This is a genomic window from Bradyrhizobium sp. MV1.5 (assembly GCF_055807615.1).
On the sequence record NZ_JBVVPL010000005.1, the window covers coordinates 182,288 to 199,665 of the forward strand.

The following is a 17,378-nucleotide window of genomic DNA, read 5'->3' on the forward strand; positions in this document are numbered from 1 at the left end:
CGGCATGCACGTGCCGGTCCAGGCCATCGACCGCGAGATCTGGCGCGACGGTGCCGCGTCTGAAGGAGCGCGGCTGATTCCGGAGGAGACGCCGCTGGCACTGACCTACAATGGCGGCACCTACGCCGTCATGATGGGGACGCCGCAGAACCTCGAGGATTTTGCCGTCGGCTTCAGCCTGGACGAAGGCATCATCAAATCCGTCGATGACATCAAGTCGCTCGAAATGGTCCGCCTCGACGACGGCATCGAGCTGCGCATGTGGCTGGCTTCGGAAGATGCCGCGCGCATCGGCGAGCGCCGCCGCCACATCGCCGGCCCGACCGGCTGCGGCATTTGCGGCATCGACTCGATTGCCGAAGCCGTGCGGCCTGCGGCCATCGTGCCGCAGGGACAGACGTTTGCGCCCGAGCAGATCATGGCGGCGATGCAGACCATCGCACCACTGCAATCGATCAATCTGCAAACCCGCGCCGTTCACGCGGCCGCGTTCTGGTCGCCTGCCGGCGGTATCGTTGCGCTGCGTGAGGATGTCGGTCGCCACAACGCGCTCGACAAGCTCGCCGGTTCGCTGGCGCGCAGCCGCACGGCTGCAAGCGGCGGCATCGTGCTGCTGACGAGCCGCGTCTCGGTCGAGATGGTGCAGAAGACCGCCGCCATCGGCGCGCCGGTGATGGTGGCCGTCTCTGCGCCGACCGCGCTCGCGGTGCGCACCGCGGAGGCCGCCGGCATCACGCTGATTGCCATTGCCCGCCAGGACGGGTTCGAAGTGTTTTCGCATGGCGGCCGGGTTGTCGCCCGTCATGCCACGGAGGTTCTCGATGTCGCCTGACCGCCTGATCTACATGGCCAACCAGATCGGCACGTTCTTCCGGAGCCAGGGCCACGACAAGGCCGTGCAGGGGATCGCCGACCACATCAAGAAGTTCTGGGATCCGCGGATGAAGCGCGCGATCTTCGCCCATCTCGATGCCGGCGGCGCGGGCCTGGAGCCGAACGTGCGGGACGCGCTCACCTCGCTGCAGCAGGCGACGTCCCTTCCAGCAGCGCCCTGAAGACACGGCGCACCTCGCTCTGCGTCTCCTTCACGCGCGCCTCCAGCGAGGAGAAATGCGGCGCATCGCCGGCGCGTGCCATCACGCGCAGGAGGTCGGTGCCGGCGGTCTCCGGCTTGAACCGGTCGTTGACGCAGAGCCGCAGGATCTGCGTCAGATCGTGATACAGCCGCGCCGCGGCCCGCAATATCTCGGTCTCCGATTGCGCGAGCACGCCGAGCCTGCATGCATTTTCCAGCACCTGCATGCTGGCGACGTCGAGAATCTCCGGCTTCTCGTGCGCATGCACGAGCTGAAGATATTGCGCGATGAAATCGATGTCGACCATGCCGCCGGCGGCATATTTGAGATCCCAGCAATCGGCCTCGCCCTTCTCCTGGGCGATCGCACGCCGCATGTCGGCGACGTCGTTGGCGGTGATTGCGGGATCGCGGCGACGGGTCAGGACATCGCGGATGACGCGCTCGATCCGTTCCCGGAATTCGGGCGAAGCCGACACGACGCGCGCACGGGTCAGCGCCATGTGCTCCCAGGTCCAGGCCTCGTTGGCTTGGTAGTCCGCGAACGAGACGAGGCTCGAGGCCACAGGGCCGGCGCGCCCCGAGGGGCGCAGCCGCATGTCGATCTCGTAAAGCACCCCGTAATTGGTGCGCGTCGTGAACGCGCTGATCAGGCGCTGGGTGAAGCGGGCGAAGTAATGCGCACCTTGCAATGACTTCGCACCGTCGGAGTCCGGATTGTCGCTGTCGAAATCGTAAAGCAGGATCAGGTCGAGATCGGACGACGCTGTCATCTCGCGGCTACCGAGCCGGCCCATCGCGATGATCGCGGTCTCCTGCCCCTTGATCCGGCCATGCTGGGCGGCGAAGCGATCGGCGACGAGGCCATGCACGGTATGCACGATGCCCTCGGCGACGTCGGCAAAGGCCGTGCTCGCTTGCTGTGCCGAGACCGTGCCTGAGAGAATGCGCGTTCCGATCAGGAACAGGCTCTCCTGTCCGAACAGGCGCAGGCGGTCGAGGAACTCTTCGTAAGAGCCGGCATCCTGCACCGTGCTCGCGAGCCGCCCCGACAATTCCTGCCTGTCGGGCATAGCGCCGAAGAAGCGCGGATCAATCAGGCCGTCCATGAGTTGCGGCTGCCGCGCCAGCATCTCGCCGAGCCGGGGCGCCGCGCCCAGCACCAGGGCGACCAGCGCAACGAGATCGCGGTTCTGCCCGAGCAGCGTGATCAGTCGACCGCCCCGCTGAAGCGCCCCAAGGAAATGGTCGAACGCCACGACGGCCCGATCCGGCTCCTCGGCATGAGCGAGACCGTCGATCAGGGCCGGCACGAATTCGATGAAGGCATTGCGCGTCGCCTCATTGCGGAACACGCGGTAGTCGCCGGTGATCCAGTCACGCACGGTCTGCGCGACGGCGGCGGGCTTCTTGAAACCGAGCGTCGCCAGGTACTGAAGCAGCCGCGGATCGTCGGGACCCGCACTGTAGTCGAGCGCCGGCAGCTTGGCCGTGCCGGTCGGATCGTCGCCCTCGAACAGTTTTTCGTAGTGGCCCTGGACGATCTCGAGCTGGCGCAAGAGGTGGCGGGCAAAGGCCTCGCGATCCGGATAGCCGAAGAACCAGGCGAAACGCTCGACCGCCTCCTTGTCCTCGGGCAGCGTGTGGGTCTGCTCGTCTGCGATCATCTGGAGGCGATGCTCGACCCGACGCAGGAATTGGTACGCCGTGGTCAGCTCGTCGCGCGCCGCAAACGTGATCCAATTGCTGGAAGCGAGCACGCCAAGCGCGGCGAGCGTCGGCCGCACGCGCAGCTCAGGATGGCGGCCACCGGCGATCAATTGCTGGGTCTGGGCGAAGAACTCGATCTCGCGGATTCCGCCGCGCCCGACCTTCACGTTGTGCCCTTCGACAGCAACCTCGCTCTGGCCGCGATAGGTCTGCATCTGCCGCTTCATGTCGTGAACGTCGGCAAGCGCGGCAAAGTCGAGATGCTTGCGCCAGACGAAGGGCGCGATTTCCGCGAGCAGCGCCTCGCCCGCCCTGGGATCGCCGGCGCAGGCGCGCGCCTTGATCATCGCGGCGCGCTCCCAGGTACGCCCTTCCCGCTCGTAATAGTTCAGCGCGGCATCACGCGAAATCGCCACCTGCGTCGAAGATGGATCGGGACGCAGGCGCAGATCGACGCGGAAGACGTAGCCGTCATAGGTGCGCTGCTGGAGAATGCGTGCCATCCCCTGCGTTACCCTCACGAAGAATGGCTGGGGTTCGATATCCGCGGCCAGCGTCGTATTGTCGGGATCGAAGAACACGATGAGATCGATGTCGCTGGAATAGTTCAGCTCGCCTGCGCCCATTTTGCCCATCGCAAGCACGATCAGCCCGCAGCCCTCCTCCGGCGCCTCGGGATTGGGCGGCAAGAGCTTGCCCCGTGCGGCTTCCTGCCGCAGGAGGTACTGAAGCGCCGCCCGCACCGAGGACACCGCGACATCGGTGAGCGCTGCGGTCACCCGCATCACCGGCCAGACCCCGCCGATGTCGCACAGTGCGATCAGGAGCGCGGCCGCCGCCTTCATGCGGCGAAGCAGCCGCATCACCTCGGCTTCGTCGGATGCCGCGAGCACGGCGCCGTTCGCCTCCGCGATCAGCGTGGCGAGATGCGCATCCGGATCGCATTCCAGCAGTCGGATCAGGCGCTGCGAATCAGCCCGCACCAGTTCGAACAGATAAGGCGAGAATTCCGCGATGCCGGCCAGTGTGTCCCGCGCGAAGGGATGAGCCAGCAGAGCTTCAAGACGGGCAGATTGCGCGGGCTCGAGCTCGGCCAGCCAGCTTTCAAAACGTCCTTGGTCGGTGACGGAAGCGGCAATATGGGGAGCCTCCGCGAAGCGTGCGGCAAGTCTCTCACCATGCTTGTCCGCGTTTCCCGGCGCGGAGTTGTTCATGCCACCTTCTGTGGCACATCCGGTATTGGAGGAGCAACCCTGTCGCCCGCGCGCGCCGGTAGCACCAGGGTGGCGACGAGGCCCGGATGGGCATCGCCCAGCCGCAATTCGCCGCCATGCAGCGTTGCAACCGCAGAAGCAAGACTGAGGCCGAGGCCGGAGCCCGGCAGCGTGCGGCTGGCTTCAAGCCGCACGAATCGCTCGACAGCATGCTTGCGGTCGGCCTCGGGTATACCGGGGCCGCGATCGGTGACGCTGAGCAGCACCTGATCGCCCTCGCGTTTCGCCTCGATCGTGATCTGCCTTGAATCCAGGCTGACCACGGTTCCACCCGTTAGCGCGACCGGCTTGCCGTATTTGATCGCATTCTCGACCAGATTGGCGAGCGCCTGGCTGATCAGTTCGCGGTTGGCGTGCACCGGCGTCGGATCGGCCTTGACCTTCAGCGTCATGCCGTCGTCTTCAGCCAGCGGCTCGTAGAGCTCGTGGATGCCATGTGCGACATCGGCCGCGTCGAAATCGTTCATGTTGCCACGCGCCTGACCGGACTCGGCGCGCGCGATCATCAGCAGCGCGTTGAATGTACGGATCAGGCCGTCGGATTCCTCGATGGTCCGCTCCAGCGCGGCGCGGTAATCGGCCTCGCTGCCTGATTTCGCCAGCGCCTCCTCGGCGCGGTTGCGCAAGCGTGTCAGCGGCGTCTTGAGATCGTGGGCGATGTTGTCGGAGACCTCCTTCAGCCCCGCCATCAGCGCCTCGATGCGCTCCAGCATCGCATTGAGGTTTTCAGCGAGGCGGTCCAGCTCGTCACCGCTGCGTCCTACCGGCAGACGCTCGCTGAGATCGCCTATCATGATGCGATGGGCCGTCCCGGACATGGCGTCGATGCGCCTGAGCACCCTGCGCGCGACGAAGATCCCGCCGCCCAGGCCAAGCACCACGACGATCAGCACCGACCATTGCGCGGCCTTGGCAACGATGCCGAACAGGCGCCGCCGCTCGGCGAGATCGCGGCCGATCAGAAGCCGGAAGCCATTCTCGAGCTCGGTGACGCGCACCAGGGCGCGATGGTCGCGCTCGTCCGCATCCTCGATGCGCCGATACGCCGTCTCCGACCAGCCGCGCGTCGCCATCACGCCGGGCGCCAGCGAGCCGACATTGCCGGCGATCGCCTGCCCGGTCGGCGTGGTCACGAGATAGAGGTTGGCGCCCGGCCGCAGCGCGCGGTACTCGATCGCGAGCACGAGACTCCGCAAGCCGCGGCGGTCGTAGATCTCGTTGATTTCCGACGTCTCGGCATTGACCGTCTGCGTGATTTCCTCGGTGATCAGCCGCCGCGTATTCCAGGCGAAATAGGCCAGCAGCGAGGCCGCGAACATCGCGAACAACAGCAAATAGACCAGCGTCAGCCGGAATGCCGTGGTGCGGACGAGTTTACCGAATGCCGTCACGGATCATGTATCCCGCGCCGCGGATCGTGTGCAGCAGCGGCCGCTCAAAACCCTTGTCGATCTTGGAGCGCAGCCGCGAAATGTGCACGTCGATGACGTTGGTCTGCGGATCGAAATGATAGTCCCAGACATTCTCCAGCAGCATGGTGCGGGTCACCACCTGGCCCGCATGCTTCATCAAATATTCGAGCAGGCGGAATTCGCGCGGCTGCAGCGTCAGCTCGTCCTTGCCGCGAGCGACGCGGTGGGAGAGTCGGTCGAGCTCGAGATCGCCGACGCGGTACAGCGTGTCCTCGGCCGGACCGCCGCGGCGACGTGACAGCACCTCGACCCGGGCCAACAGCTCGGCGAAGGAATAGGGTTTCGGCAGATAGTCGTCGCCGCCGGCGCGCAGGCCCTTGATGCGGTCGTCGACCTGGCCGAGCGCGGAGAGAATCAGCACCGGCGTCGAATCGTCCTTCTCGCGGAGCGCGCCGATCACCGACAGGCCGTCGCGCTTAGGCAGCATGCGGTCGACCACCAGCACGTCGTAATCGCCGTTCTCGGCCATGGCGAGGCCTTCCTCGCCGTCGGCGGCGTGGTCGGCAATGTGCCCGACCTCGCGAAACGCCTTCACGAGGTAGTCGGCGGATTCGCGGTCGTCTTCGATGATGAGGAGGCGCATCGTGCGTTCGGCAACGGTCAAGGGAGTGAACCTTCTCTAAACATGGCGCGAGCGGCAATCGCATGCAAGCCGAGTGAGAGACTCTGGCATCGAGAAAAAAGGCGGGCGGTGAAGCTGGGGGGACTTCACCGCCCTAGGCCTTCCGACGGAGGGGGGCGTATTCCACCGGAAGGTAGACAGGGGAAGCAAACGTTGCGCTGCTCCCCCGAAGGGCGCCATCGGCGGGGGCGACTGATGCCGGCGACACCCTTCATCTCGGAGGCCTCCTCAGGCCGAGCCCTTGGTTAGCCCTTCGTTAGCCCTTCGTTAGCCCTTGGCGATGGGCACGGCGACGAAGCGCGACTGGCCGCCGCTCTTCACCCGCATCAGGACGCTGTTCTTGTTGTCGGTCCGCGCCGTGTTGATGGCGTCGCGGACTTCGCCGGCGGTGCTCACGCTCTTGCCGCCGACTTCGAGAATCACGTCACCTTCCTTGAAGCCGCGTTCGGCTGCGGCGCTCTTCGGATCGACCTCGGTGACCACGACGCCTTCCTTGCCGGCGCCGGCCACGGAATCGGCGGGCGCGACGGTCATGCCGAGCTTAGGCACATCGGTGCCGCGGCTCGCGCCCTTGCCGCTGTCCTTGTCGAGGTCGGCCTTGGCCTCGATCGTGTTCGGCAGCTGGCCGAGGGTGAGGTTCACGACCTTGTCCTGGCCCTTGTGCAGCACGTTGAGCTTCACGGTCGCGCCGGGCGCCAGGCCGCCAATGGTACGGGCGAGCTCGCGGGCGTCCTTGACCGCTTCGCCGTTGACCGACGTGATCACGTCACCGGACTCGATGCCGGCCTTCGCCGCCGGACCATTCGCCTGCGGCTCGGCAACCAGCGCGCCTTCGGCCTTCTTCATGCCGAGGCTGTCGGCGATGTCCGATGTCACCGGCTGAATCTGCACGCCAATCCAGCCGCGGCTGACCGAGCCCTTGTCCTTGAGCTGCGCCACCACGCTCTTCACGGTGCTGGCGGGGATCGAGAACGCGATGCCGACGCTGCCGCCGGAAGGCGAGTAGATCGCGGTGTTGACGCCCATCACCTCACCGTTGGTGTCGAAGGCCGGACCGCCGGAATTGCCCTTGTTCACGGGCGCGTCGATCTGGATGAAATCGTCGTAGGGGCCGTTGCCGATGTCGCGGCCGCTGGCCGAAACGATGCCGGCAGTCACGGTGCCGCCGAGGCCGAACGGGTTGCCGACCGCGAGCACCCAGTCGCCGATCCGCGGCTTGCCGTCGGCAAGCTTCGCGAACGGGAAGCTCGAGCTGCCCTCGACCTTGATCAAGGCGAGGTCGGTGCGCTGGTCGGTGCCGATCACCTTGGCGGTGTAGGTCTTGCCGTCGTCGGTCGTGACCTCGACCTTGTCGGCGCCGTCGACCACGTGGTTGTTGGTCACGGCAAAGCCATCAGCCGAGATGAAGAAGCCGGAGCCCTGGCCCTGCACGACACGGCCTCGACCGCCACCACCCTTCAGGCCCGGGATGCCATCCGGACCGCCGAAGCGGCGGAAGAACCGCTCCATCGGCGAGCCCGGCTGGAACGGCGACTGCGCGTCATCGCCGTCATCATTGCTCGCGGTCTTTTCCTTGATGTTGACCTTCACCGAGATCACCGACGGTTTCACGCGCTCGACGATGTCGGCGAAACCAATCGGGCGTTCAACCTTGCGGACCTCGTTGTTGACCTGTGCGTGCGCCGGGCTCGAGAACAGGTCGGCCGGCGAGGTCGACGTGCCGAAGCCGTAGACGGCGGCACCGAGGCCGGCGACGACCGAGGCCATCAGCGCGAACTTGCGGGCCGAGAAAATCGACCGGCGGGGCTGCCGGTAGGACGGAAGGTTCGAGAGGTCGGAACGGTCGGTCATGCAGAGATCTCCAGGGCCTTGAAATCCATTTGGTACCTGACGGCGGCACCTTACGAACCTGAAGATGGGGGCTGCCGCCTTACCGTGGGCTGGCGGCGGGGTTAAACTTTTGTAATGAAGGGGAATGCGGATGCGGCAGTTTATCGCAGAGAGAAAGTCTTTGTCTTACAGGAACTTAATCGAGTTCCGGTGGCGGCGCGGAAGCGCCTTTTTCAGGGCTCTCAGCTCGCTCTCACACTGACGATGAATTCGTCGACCTCGCGCTTCAAAGTCTCGGCCTGCTGCGACAGGTCGACCGCGGAATCGCGCGCCTCGGCGGCCATTCGGCCGGTCTCGGCGGACGTCGAGGTGATCTGGACGATGTGATTGGAGACGTCGAGCGTACCGCGCGCGGCGTCCTTGGCACTGCGCGTGATCTCCTGCGTGGCGGTGCGCTGCTGGGCGGTGTCGATCTCGATGCCGGACATGATGGACGAGATCTCCGACAACGTCTGCGAGACGCCGTCGATCGCGCCGCGCGTCTGTGCGGTGATGCCCTGGATGCTGGCGACGTGGGACGTGATCTCCTCCGTCGCCTTGCTGGTCTGGTGCGCCAGATTCTTCACCTCGGAGGCGACCACGGCAAATCCCTTGCCGGCCTCGCCAGCCCGCGCCGCCTCGATGGTGGCGTTGAGCGCGAGCAAATTGGTCTGCGACGCGATCGCCTGCACGAGCTGCACGACCTCGCCGATCTTGTCGGCCGCGTCCGACAGCGTGTGGATGGTGTCGCGGCTCTTCTCGACCTGCGTCGCCGCGCCCTCGGCACGCTGGGTCGCGTCCGTGACGCGACGGCTGATCGTGCCGATCGAATTCGTCATCTCCTCCGCCGAGCCCGCGACGGTCTGCACGCTGCCGCTGGCCTGGCTCGCTGCGCTTGCCACGGCGTTGGCCTTGGTGGTGGTATCGTTGGCCGTCCGCGACAACGTCTGGGCGTTGCTCTCGAGATGCACGGCCGACGACGCCACGCTGTCGACGACACTGGCGACGAGATCGTTGAAGCGCCTGATCCGCGCGTCCAGGAATTTCGATCGCTCGGCCTGATGCTGCGCCTCGTGGAGCTGCAGCTCGGCGAGGCGGCGCCGCTCCACACCATTGGTCTTGAACACCTCCAAAGCGCCAGCGAGCAGGCCGATCTCGTTGGTGCCGCCGAGACCCGGAACCGGAGTCTCGAACCTTTGGTCGGCGACCTCGCGCATAGCATGAACGATCGCCGCCAGCGGATTGAGGATGCCGTTGCGCACGGCAAACCAGGTGATGAGGCAGATCGCGATGGCTACAACGGCGATCACGCCGCAAGCGACGAGAAAATAGGAGAACGCGGTCTGCGCCTGCTGGTAGATCTGCATCGCGTGGTCGTGCGCGGGGCCACTCAGCGCGGCGAAGTCCGACGAAAGGCTGGTGATCTCGTTGTTGAGATAGAGCACCGCGACGAAGCCGGTGCCGCCTCCGATGCCCAGCAGGAACAATAATGCAGCGACGACGGCGCCGACCAGGAAGCGGATCGTCAGATTGCTGTTCGCGAACATAATTGAGGACTCAAAGCCTGGAATCGAATTTCGCGACAAGCTTTCAGACAAAGGTCAACAGAGCATGAAACATGCTGTGGCAAGGAGCTACGTATCATTGCGTAACCAGAACAATTTGAAGTGGCCAAGGTTTGAAACAACTAAGGTTTGAAACAGCTAAGGCTGGAAGCAGCTTAAGATTTGGCTTCATCCGCCATCAATGCGGCGAGCCGCGCTTCCTCGTCGGGCGTGAGCGGCGGAGCCGGTACGTCTGCACCATTTCGCGAGCGCCGGCGGATTTGCAGCCATAGCGCCAGGCCGCCGCCAATCAGCAGCAGCGGCGCGAGCAGCCACAACAGCATGTTCTGGCGCTCGAAGCGTGGCTTGAGCAGCACGAACTCGCCGTAGCGCGCGACCAGGAAATCGAGCACTTGCGAATTGCTGTCGCCGGCCGCGATGCGCTCGCGCACCAGGAGCCGCAAATCGCGCGCCAGTGGCGCATCGGAATCGTCGATCGACTGGTTCTGGCAGACCATGCAGCGCAGCTCGCGCGACAAGTCGCGTGCGCGCGACTCCTTCACCGGATCCGACATGATCTCGTCGGGCTGCACGGCATGCGCCGCAGGCAAGGCCAGCAGCAGCAGCGCGACGAACGCGGCCATCATTCGACGCATTGGATCACTCCGCCGGCTGCAGGCGCTGCTTGGCCCGCGCCGGTTTCGGCGCGCCCACCCGGAGGCGCCGGTCCGACAGCGACAGCACGCCGCCGAATGCCATCAGCACCGGTCCCCACCAGATCAGCAGCACCAGCGGCTTGTGATAGATGCGCACGGCGATGGCACCCTCGCCGGTGGCGTCCCCGAGAGAGATGTAGAGCTGGCTTGCGCCGCGCGTCAGCAGCGCGGCCTCGGTGGTCGAGGAGCCGCGGGTGGTGAAGCTGCGCTTGGACGGCGTCATCACGCTGAGCTTCTCGCCGTCCTGGCTGACATTGAATTCGGCGATCATCTCGCGGAAGTTCGGGCCTTGGCGCTGAAACAAACCATCGAGCTTCACGTCGTAACCGGCAACATGGGCGACGTCGTTCTGTTTCATGGTCGCGATATATTCGCTGTTCCAGGTGGTCTCGCAGACGATCCCGATCAGCGCGATGCCGAGGCCGGCATGCGCAAACGCGGAGCCCCAGGCCGAGCGCGGCAGGCCGCGGGCCCGGTGCAGCGCCGTTGCGAACGGTAGCCGCACGAGGCCGGTGCGCTCGACGATGTCAGTGACGGCACCGGCGATCACGAAGATGCCAAGCCCGATCGCGAGCGGCGCCAGCGCGCTGCCACCGCGCGCCCAGCCCCAGACCAGAGCGGCGACAACAAGCCCGGCGACGCCAGCCGCCAGCAGGCGTTGCGTCACGCCGAGCAGATCGCCGCGCTTCCATGCCAGTAACGGCCCGAACGGCACGACGAGCAGCAGCAGCGTGAACAGCGGAGCGAAGGTGAGGTTGTAGAAGGGAGCACCGACCGACATCTTGAAATCGACAAGCATTTCCATCGCCAATGGATAGAGTGTGCCGAACAGCACCACCGCGCAGGCGACCGTGAGCAGCAAATTGTTCAGCACCAGCGCGCCCTCGCGCGAGATCGGCGCAAACAGGCCGCCCTGCTTCAACGACGTCGCGCGCCCCGCGAACAGCGACAGGCTGCCCCCGATGAACAGACAGAGAATCAGGAGAATGAACACGCCGCGGGTTGGATCGGTCGCGAAGGCATGCACCGAGGTGATGACCCCCGAGCGCACCAGGAAGGTGCCGAGCAGCGACAGCGAGAAGGTCAGGATCGACAAGAGGATGGTCCAGACCTTCAGCGCGTTGCGCTTCTCCATCACCAGAGCGGAATGCAGCAGCGCGGTGCCGGCAAGCCACGGCATCAGCGAAGCGTTCTCGACCGGGTCCCAGAACCACCAGCCGCCCCAACCCAGTTCGTAATAGGCCCAGTACGAGCCCATGGCGATACCGAGCGTCAGGAAGATCCAGGCGACCAGCGTCCACGGCCGCACCCAACGCGCCCAGGCGGCGTCGATCCGCCCCTCCAGCAGCGCCGCGATCGCGAAGGAGAACGAGATCGAGAAGCCGACATAGCCGAGATAGAGCATTGGCGGATGCACGGCGAGACCGATGTCCTGAAGCACCGGATTGAGATCGCGTCCCTCGATCGGCGGGTTGGCGATGCGCAGGAACGGGTTGGAGGTCACCAGGATGAAGAGATAGAAGGCGCTGGCGATCCACGCCTGGACGGCCAGCACATGCGCGCGCAGCGACAGCGGCAGATTGTTGCCGAAGGCCGCGACCAATCCGCCGAAAAGCGCGAGGATCGACACCCACAACAGCATCGAGCCTTCATGGTTTCCCCACACGCCGGTGATCTTGTAGAGCAGCGGCTTCATGGAGTGGGAATTCTCGTAGACGTTGACGACGGAGAAGTCCGAGTCCACGTGCAGCATCACAAGCGCGATGAACGACGCACCGACGAACAGGAGCTGCGCCAGCGCAGTGGAGCGTGCCACATTCATCAGCGCGTCATCGCGCAGCCGCGCGCCGATCAGGGGCACGATGGACTGGATCAGTGCCAGTCCGAGCGCCAGCACCAGCGCGTAATGTCCTGACTCTGCGATCACCGAACTGCTCCCTGCGGATTGCCCTGCGCGGTCGTGGCCGCGGGCTTGACGCTATCGGAAGCCTTGGCGCCGTAGTCATCCTTCCAGTGCCCCTGCTTCTTCAGGGCGTCGGCAACGTCCTTGGGCATGTAGGTTTCGTCGTGCTTGGCGAGCACGGTGTCGGCCTTGAACACGCCATCGGCGTTGAGCGCGCCTTCGGCGACGACGCCCTGCCCTTCCCGGAACAGATCAGGCAAAATGCCCTTGAAGGCGACCGGAAGCTTTGCGCCGCCGTCGGCGACCTCGAAGGTCACCGCGAGATTGTCGCCGCGCCGGAGCGAGCCGGGCTGCACCAGGCCGCCGAGGCGAAACCGCTTGCCGGGCGCAACGTGCTTCTCGGCGACCATGGTCGGCGTCGAGAAGAACACGATGGAGTCGCGCAGCGCGTTGAGCACCAGCGCGGCCGCGAGCGCGAGCACGGCGAGCGAGCCGCCGATGATGGTCATACGTCGCTGCTTGCGCGTCATGGCGTATCCATTCCCTGCCCGTCTCGTCCTGACATCATCATCCGTCGAGCCCGAGTGTCTTGAGGCCTTCATCGAGCTGGCGCAGCCGCGCTGCGTCGTTGGCAACCGCCTGGCGGGCATCGGTCGATGCCCCCACCGCCTTGTCGCGATCACCCATCACGAGATAGGCGCGCACCAGGCGCAGCCAACCCTCGACGTCGTCGCCGTTCTGCTTGAGGCGCGTGGCGAGCCGTTCGACCATACCGCGAACCATCGCGTTGCGATCGCCCTCTTTCATGTCCTTGGAAGCTGCGAGGGTCTCATCCGACAGCGCCGGCATCGTCACGCCACCACCACCGACGCGCGCGAGCGAGGTCTGCACGAGAGGGCGCCACGGCGCATCCGCCGGCGCTTTCGCCAGCAGCGCGCGCCAGATATTGGCGGCATCGTCCTTGCGGCCGTCCTGCTCGGCGGCGAGACCGAGGAAGTAGTTCGCTTTCGGATCATCGGCGCTGAGCGCGCGCGCGCGCTCGAACTCGGTCTTGGCTTCGGCGGTCACGACGCCACCGGCGGCGGCCGAGATCGCTTCGCCGAGATCGGACCGGCGCTCCGCGCTCTCGCCATTGTAGGCGAGCGAGTTGCGATAGGCGCGCACGGCGTCGTCGAAGCGACCAAGCCGCTCCAGCACGGGCGCGATCACGTTCCAGCCGCGCCCGTCGGTCGGATTCTTTTCCAGATGTTGCTCGACCTGTACGACCAGATTCTCGAGCGACTGCGCCATGCCGGACCCGGATCCGCGCTCCCGCTGCGCCAGCGGAAAGTCCTGAAGCCTGGGCGAGCCGAGCGGCACATAGACGCCGATCGCAACCAGCGGCAAACCGGCAAGCGCAAGCACGGCCGCCGCGCGGCGCCATTTGAGGCTGGATTTCGGTGCGATTGCGGGCTCGCTGCCGGCCGCGGCGAGCAGCCTGCGACTGACCTCGACGCGCGCGGCCTCGGCTTCGGGCGCCGCGATTAGCCCTGCGGCAAGATCACGCTCGATCTCGGCGAGTTGGTCCTTGTAGACCGCGACCTCGCTGCCCTGGTTATGGGCGCGTCCGCTACGGCCGAGCGGCAAAAGCACGGCGAAGATCGCCGCGACCGTCATCAGCGCGAACACGAACCATAGCATCATCTGGCAAGCTTCCGGCAGCGCGCAAGCCGCGCCCACAGGTCGCTTTACACCACGGCCGGACGATGCGGCAATTGACAATTGTCAATTCGGCGCGACCGCGCACAGTCCCGAAATGGTGAAAATCCAACGGCTTAGCCTATCTCGAAGTCCGCGCTTTGAGCGGCGTCCTCGCCATGCCCGTTGAAGGCCTTCAGGAAGTATGTTCCCGGCTCGATAGCGTCGGGCAATCTGATGCGCAACGCCCCGACGGGAACGGGCGATGCAACCCTGGTGACGGTCTCAGGAAGCTGCCGACCGCTTGCCTTCTCGACCAGCACCACCTTCGCGCCGACCATCAGCCTTTGATATTTGGCAACGACGACGCGATTCTCGATTTCGATGGAACTGATAACGGATTTCATGCGCCCACAGATAGAAATATCAAAAAGTTGCACGGCGACCGTAGGGCCAGCCACCGACACCGTCAACCTGAAATTGTGACTACTGAAATATGCGCCTTGAGTCAGCTCGCGCGCGACGATTTGCGCTCGCCCGTGGCCGCATTCTCCGCGGCGCGGCTCATCAGCGAGGCATAATCATCGCCGAACAGCACCTGGCAGAAGCGGATCGCGGCCTGCACCTGCTGCTGCCGATAGGTGCGGACCTTGTGATCGGCGCCGCGCAGCGACTGCACGAGCTGCTCGGTCGAACGCTCGACATATTGCTGGAGGTCGGAATAGGTGCGCAGTGTCACCTCATTGATCGCAAGCTCGCTCGCATAATTGCGGCAGGTCGCGACGAAATCGATCAGCGCGACGGTTTCCTCGACCTCGGTGCTGTCGATCCGCGCGCCCGGCGGAATGTCCTTCTCGGCGCGCTGGCGCAGGATGCGGCGGACGCGGCCGGGAACACTGTCGATCTCGGATTGCAGCGCGTTGGAGATGTCGGCCCGGATCGAGGTCAACTGCTTGCCCCAGGCGGAATCGTTGCGCAGGTCGAGCTCGGTACGCAGGCCTCGGACGCCGTCGTGCAGCGTCTTGAGATTGTCGGCGACATTGTCGAAATGGCCGCGCTTGATGTCCATGCGCAGGATGGCGGCCACGCAGGACAGATCATGCAGCGCCATCGTGACGGCGACGCCATAGGGCGTTGCCGCCACACGGATCTCATCGTCGGACGCGGCAATCTTGATGGCGAGGCGGATGATCTGCCACGGCGCGGTCATCCGCTGCACGACGATCGAGAGCGCGAAGGGCAGCATTTGCGGCGTTTGGAGGACGGGAATGTTGAGCGCTGCAGTCACCGAGGCGATCTGGGCATCGCCGAAGGCGCGCAGGGAGCGCGGCAGCTTCTCGTTCAAGGTGGCGATGGCGTCGCGGACCGCGAGCACCGCCCCGGTCGAATAGAGATCCTCGATCACGTTGGGCGGACCGACGCGGGCGAGCGCACGCGATTTGTCACCCCCGCCCGGCCCGGTCAGTTCGAAGATGGCATCCGCGGCGACCGCCTGGAGCTTCGAGGCCAGCGCTTCGACCTGCCCTGCACTGTCGGCCGGCATGCGCGCCAGCGCCGCCTCGAATTCGCTCAGCTTGGCCGGAGCACCGTCGCGGCCGAGCCATTGCCAGATCGGAGTCAGGGAAGAGCGGCGGATCTGCCCGGCCCGGATCGGGGCGCCCGCTTCGACCAGGAATGGTTCCAGCACCTGGAACAGTAGCCGCGACAGATCGTCCGTACGCGGCGGTGGGGCCGCGTCGGCTTCCGTCTTGCGGACGATCTTGCGCAGCTGGTCGAGCACGAGGGTTGCCACGGCCGTGTCCTGGCCGCGCTCGAGCGCACGCTCGAACTCCCGCATCAGCAGTGCCTGCGCCTGCGGCGGGAGCTGCGCGAGATAGTCCCTCAGCCGCTCGATCGATGTCTGGCTCATGCGCCCGGGTAGTGAACGGTAAAATGGCGGACGTGGGATCCGTCCTGCTCGATCATAGATGGGCCCCACTTAAGAAGCCGTTTAGGAAGTCGTTCCGAATACCCCTGGTTTCGTCGGGATCGACGTGCCGCAGGCCAAATAGTCATATCGGAACAAGGGATTATATTCCGGGCAGGACCAGCTCCGACCGCAGGCCCCCGGTCGGTGCGCGGCCGAGTGAGAGGCTGCCGCCGTAGAGCGCAGCGAGCTCGGTCACGATCGACAGTCCAAGCCCCGATCCGGGCTTGGACTCGTCGAGCCGCTGGCCGCGCCGTGAGACCTGCGAGCGCTCGGCCTCCGACAGGCCGCGGCCGTCGTCGTCGACGATGATATGCAGCCGCGGACCGGTGCTCGCCTGATGCGGCGCTTCCACCAGAACTTCGATGAAGACCCGCGAGGCCGCCCATTTGCAGGCGTTGTCGACGAGATTGCCGACCATCTCCTCCAGATCCTGCCGCTCGCCGCGAAATTTCGCCGACGGATCGGCCTCGGCCTCGACCGCGATGCCGCGGCCGCGGTGGATCTTCTCCATGGTCCGCCGCAATGCCTCGATGGCCGGTGCAACCTCCGTCACCGTCGCGACGACCGAGACCCGCGCCGCGATGCGCGCGCGCTCGAGATGATGGGCGACCTGGTCGCGCATCACGTCGGCCTGCTCCATCACCTTGGCCGCGAACGGATCGGCGGCATGCGCGCCGGCCTCGTTCACGATGACCGAGAGCGGCGTCTTGATGGCGTGGGCGAGATTGCCGACGTGGGTGCGTGCGCGCTCGACGATCTCGCGATTGGCATCGATCAGCGCGTTGGTCTCGCGCGCCAGCGGCGCGATCTCGACCGGGAACTCGCCCTCGAGCCGCTCCGCCCGCCCGGACCGGATGTCGGCGATGGATTCGGAGATGCGCTTGAGCGGCGCAAGACCGAAGCGCACCTGAAACACGGTGGTCAGCAGCAATACGATGCCGAGAGCGGTGAAGGTGCCGCCGAGGTAGTAATCGAAACTGCGCGTCTCGTCGAAAATCTCGGTATCGTCGCCGGCGACACTGACGAGAAATTTGCCGTCCGCGCCGAGATCGACCGGCCGCTCCACCATCCGCAGGTTCTGTCCCTCGGGACCGTCGACGTAAGCGATCCGGATGCCGGCGGCGGTGAGCTCGGTGCCCTGCTCTTCCAGCTTCGGCAGCTTCTTGTCCCAGAGCGAGCGCGAGGACCGCACCTCCGGCTTTTCGGTGTCGGTCCGGGTGATCTGCCAGTACCAGCCGGACAACGGCAGCTCGAACAGAGGCTCGCCGAGCGACTGGAACTGGCGGTCCGGCGGCTCGTCGGGGGTGGCGACCTCGGCGATCAGCGTGCGGAGATAGAGATTGAGCCGGCGGTCGAAGGCGCGCTCGGTGGCGTTCTTGTAGACCGACGACAGCACCACGCCGGTGATGGCCAGGATCACCACGAGCCACGCGGTCGCCGACAGGAACAGGCGGTTCGCAAGCGAGCTGGCGGGCATCGGAATGATCCCGGAGGCGCGGGGTGGCATAGCGTCGGAACTCATGACCCGACCAAGGCCCCTGTCGGGG

Annotated in this window: 14 protein-coding genes; 2 read left to right on the top strand and 12 right to left on the bottom strand. The window is 65.7% G+C overall.

The window, feature by feature from the left end; all coding sequences use genetic code 11:
• Nucleotides 1–4: 4 nt before the first annotated feature.
• Both fdhD and AC0L2J_RS07230 read left to right on the top strand, forming a co-directional pair.
• Nucleotides 5–832, top strand: coding sequence for a formate dehydrogenase accessory sulfurtransferase FdhD (fdhD, locus tag AC0L2J_RS07225; protein WP_007608320.1), 828 nt, complete (start codon nt 5–7; stop codon nt 830–832).
• Entirely contained in the window at nt 822–1,055 is a 234-nt protein-coding gene (locus AC0L2J_RS07230; protein WP_473388169.1) for a formate dehydrogenase subunit delta, read from the top strand. The genes fdhD and AC0L2J_RS07230 overlap by 11 nt, the downstream gene beginning before the upstream one ends.
• On the opposite strand, the gene AC0L2J_RS07235 is transcribed toward AC0L2J_RS07230, so the two are convergent.
• The 12 genes from AC0L2J_RS07235 to AC0L2J_RS07290 form a co-directional block, all read right to left on the bottom strand.
• Complete coding sequence (locus AC0L2J_RS07235; RefSeq protein ID WP_473388172.1) at nt 1,012–3,999, bottom strand: bifunctional [glutamine synthetase] adenylyltransferase/[glutamine synthetase]-adenylyl-L-tyrosine phosphorylase; 2,988 nt, start codon at nt 3,997–3,999, stop codon at nt 1,012–1,014. The two genes, AC0L2J_RS07230 and AC0L2J_RS07235, sit on opposite strands and share 44 nt — an antisense overlap.
• Complete coding sequence (locus AC0L2J_RS07240; protein ID WP_473249613.1) at nt 3,996–5,450, bottom strand: sensor histidine kinase; 1,455 nt, start codon at nt 5,448–5,450, stop codon at nt 3,996–3,998. The genes AC0L2J_RS07235 and AC0L2J_RS07240 overlap by 4 nt, the downstream gene beginning before the upstream one ends.
• The gene (locus tag AC0L2J_RS07245; RefSeq protein WP_035974942.1) at nt 5,434–6,114 is read right to left on the bottom strand and encodes a response regulator transcription factor; all 681 of its coding nucleotides are present in this window, start codon (nt 6,112–6,114) and stop codon (nt 5,434–5,436) included. Before AC0L2J_RS07245 ends, AC0L2J_RS07240 begins: the two co-directional genes overlap by 17 nt.
• Nucleotides 6,115–6,420: 306 nt before the next feature.
• On the bottom strand, nt 6,421–8,004 hold the full coding sequence (locus AC0L2J_RS07250; RefSeq protein WP_007608315.1) for a Do family serine endopeptidase: 1,584 nt from the start codon (nt 8,002–8,004) through the stop codon (nt 6,421–6,423).
• Nucleotides 8,005–8,225: 221 nt separating this feature from the next.
• Nucleotides 8,226–9,569: a methyl-accepting chemotaxis protein gene (locus tag AC0L2J_RS07255; RefSeq protein ID WP_007608310.1), complete on the bottom strand. Its 1,344-nt coding sequence runs from the start codon at nt 9,567–9,569 to the stop codon at nt 8,226–8,228.
• 173 nt (nt 9,570–9,742) lie between these two features.
• A complete protein-coding gene (locus AC0L2J_RS07260) occupies nt 9,743–10,222 on the bottom strand; it encodes a cytochrome c-type biogenesis protein (protein ID WP_007608308.1) in 480 nt (159 codons plus the stop codon).
• Between the two features lie 4 nt (nt 10,223–10,226).
• Nucleotides 10,227–12,209: a heme lyase CcmF/NrfE family subunit gene (locus tag AC0L2J_RS07265; protein WP_473388179.1), complete on the bottom strand. Its 1,983-nt coding sequence runs from the start codon at nt 12,207–12,209 to the stop codon at nt 10,227–10,229.
• Nucleotides 12,206–12,715 carry a cytochrome c maturation protein CcmE gene (gene ccmE / locus AC0L2J_RS07270; RefSeq protein WP_473388181.1) on the bottom strand — a complete coding sequence of 170 codons (510 nt, stop codon included), beginning with the start codon at nt 12,713–12,715 and terminating at the stop codon, nt 12,206–12,208. The genes AC0L2J_RS07265 and ccmE overlap by 4 nt, the downstream gene beginning before the upstream one ends.
• A gap of 37 nt (nt 12,716–12,752) precedes the next feature.
• Nucleotides 12,753–13,868: a c-type cytochrome biogenesis protein CcmI gene (gene ccmI, locus AC0L2J_RS07275; protein ID WP_063996588.1), complete on the bottom strand. Its 1,116-nt coding sequence runs from the start codon at nt 13,866–13,868 to the stop codon at nt 12,753–12,755.
• 131 nt (nt 13,869–13,999) lie between these two features.
• The gene (locus tag AC0L2J_RS07280) at nt 14,000–14,269 is read right to left on the bottom strand and encodes a hypothetical protein (RefSeq protein ID WP_007593394.1); all 270 of its coding nucleotides are present in this window, start codon (nt 14,267–14,269) and stop codon (nt 14,000–14,002) included.
• 101 nt (nt 14,270–14,370) lie between these two features.
• Nucleotides 14,371–15,771 carry a hypothetical protein gene (locus tag AC0L2J_RS07285; RefSeq protein WP_473388186.1) on the bottom strand — a complete coding sequence of 467 codons (1,401 nt, stop codon included), beginning with the start codon at nt 15,769–15,771 and terminating at the stop codon, nt 14,371–14,373.
• 160 nt (nt 15,772–15,931) lie between these two features.
• Nucleotides 15,932–17,308: a sensor histidine kinase gene (locus AC0L2J_RS07290; RefSeq protein ID WP_063993054.1), complete on the bottom strand. Its 1,377-nt coding sequence runs from the start codon at nt 17,306–17,308 to the stop codon at nt 15,932–15,934.
• Nucleotides 17,309–17,378: the final 70 nt, after the last annotated feature.

Excerpts from the sequence above, each read along its gene's own strand:
- fdhD (WP_007608320.1), top strand. The coding sequence starts at position 5 with ATGCACGTGCCGGTCCAGGCCATCGACCGCGAGATCTGGCGCGACGGT.
- AC0L2J_RS07230 (WP_473388169.1), top strand. The coding sequence starts at position 822 with ATGTCGCCTGACCGCCTGATCTACATGGCCAACCAGATCGGCACGTTC.
- AC0L2J_RS07235 (WP_473388172.1), bottom strand. The coding sequence starts at position 3,999 with ATGAACAACTCCGCGCCGGGAAACGCGGACAAGCATGGTGAGAGACTT.
- AC0L2J_RS07245 (WP_035974942.1), bottom strand. The coding sequence starts at position 6,114 with ATGCGCCTCCTCATCATCGAAGACGACCGCGAATCCGCCGACTACCTC.
- AC0L2J_RS07250 (WP_007608315.1), bottom strand. The coding sequence starts at position 8,004 with ATGACCGACCGTTCCGACCTCTCGAACCTTCCGTCCTACCGGCAGCCC.
- AC0L2J_RS07255 (WP_007608310.1), bottom strand. The coding sequence starts at position 9,569 with ATGTTCGCGAACAGCAATCTGACGATCCGCTTCCTGGTCGGCGCCGTC.
- AC0L2J_RS07260 (WP_007608308.1), bottom strand. The coding sequence starts at position 10,222 with ATGCGTCGAATGATGGCCGCGTTCGTCGCGCTGCTGCTGCTGGCCTTG.
- ccmE (WP_473388181.1), bottom strand. The coding sequence starts at position 12,715 with ATGACGCGCAAGCAGCGACGTATGACCATCATCGGCGGCTCGCTCGCC.
- ccmI (WP_063996588.1), bottom strand. The coding sequence starts at position 13,868 with ATGATGCTATGGTTCGTGTTCGCGCTGATGACGGTCGCGGCGATCTTC.
- AC0L2J_RS07280 (WP_007593394.1), bottom strand. The coding sequence starts at position 14,269 with ATGAAATCCGTTATCAGTTCCATCGAAATCGAGAATCGCGTCGTCGTT.
- AC0L2J_RS07285 (WP_473388186.1), bottom strand. The coding sequence starts at position 15,771 with ATGAGCCAGACATCGATCGAGCGGCTGAGGGACTATCTCGCGCAGCTC.
- AC0L2J_RS07290 (WP_063993054.1), bottom strand. The coding sequence starts at position 17,308 with ATGCCCGCCAGCTCGCTTGCGAACCGCCTGTTCCTGTCGGCGACCGCG.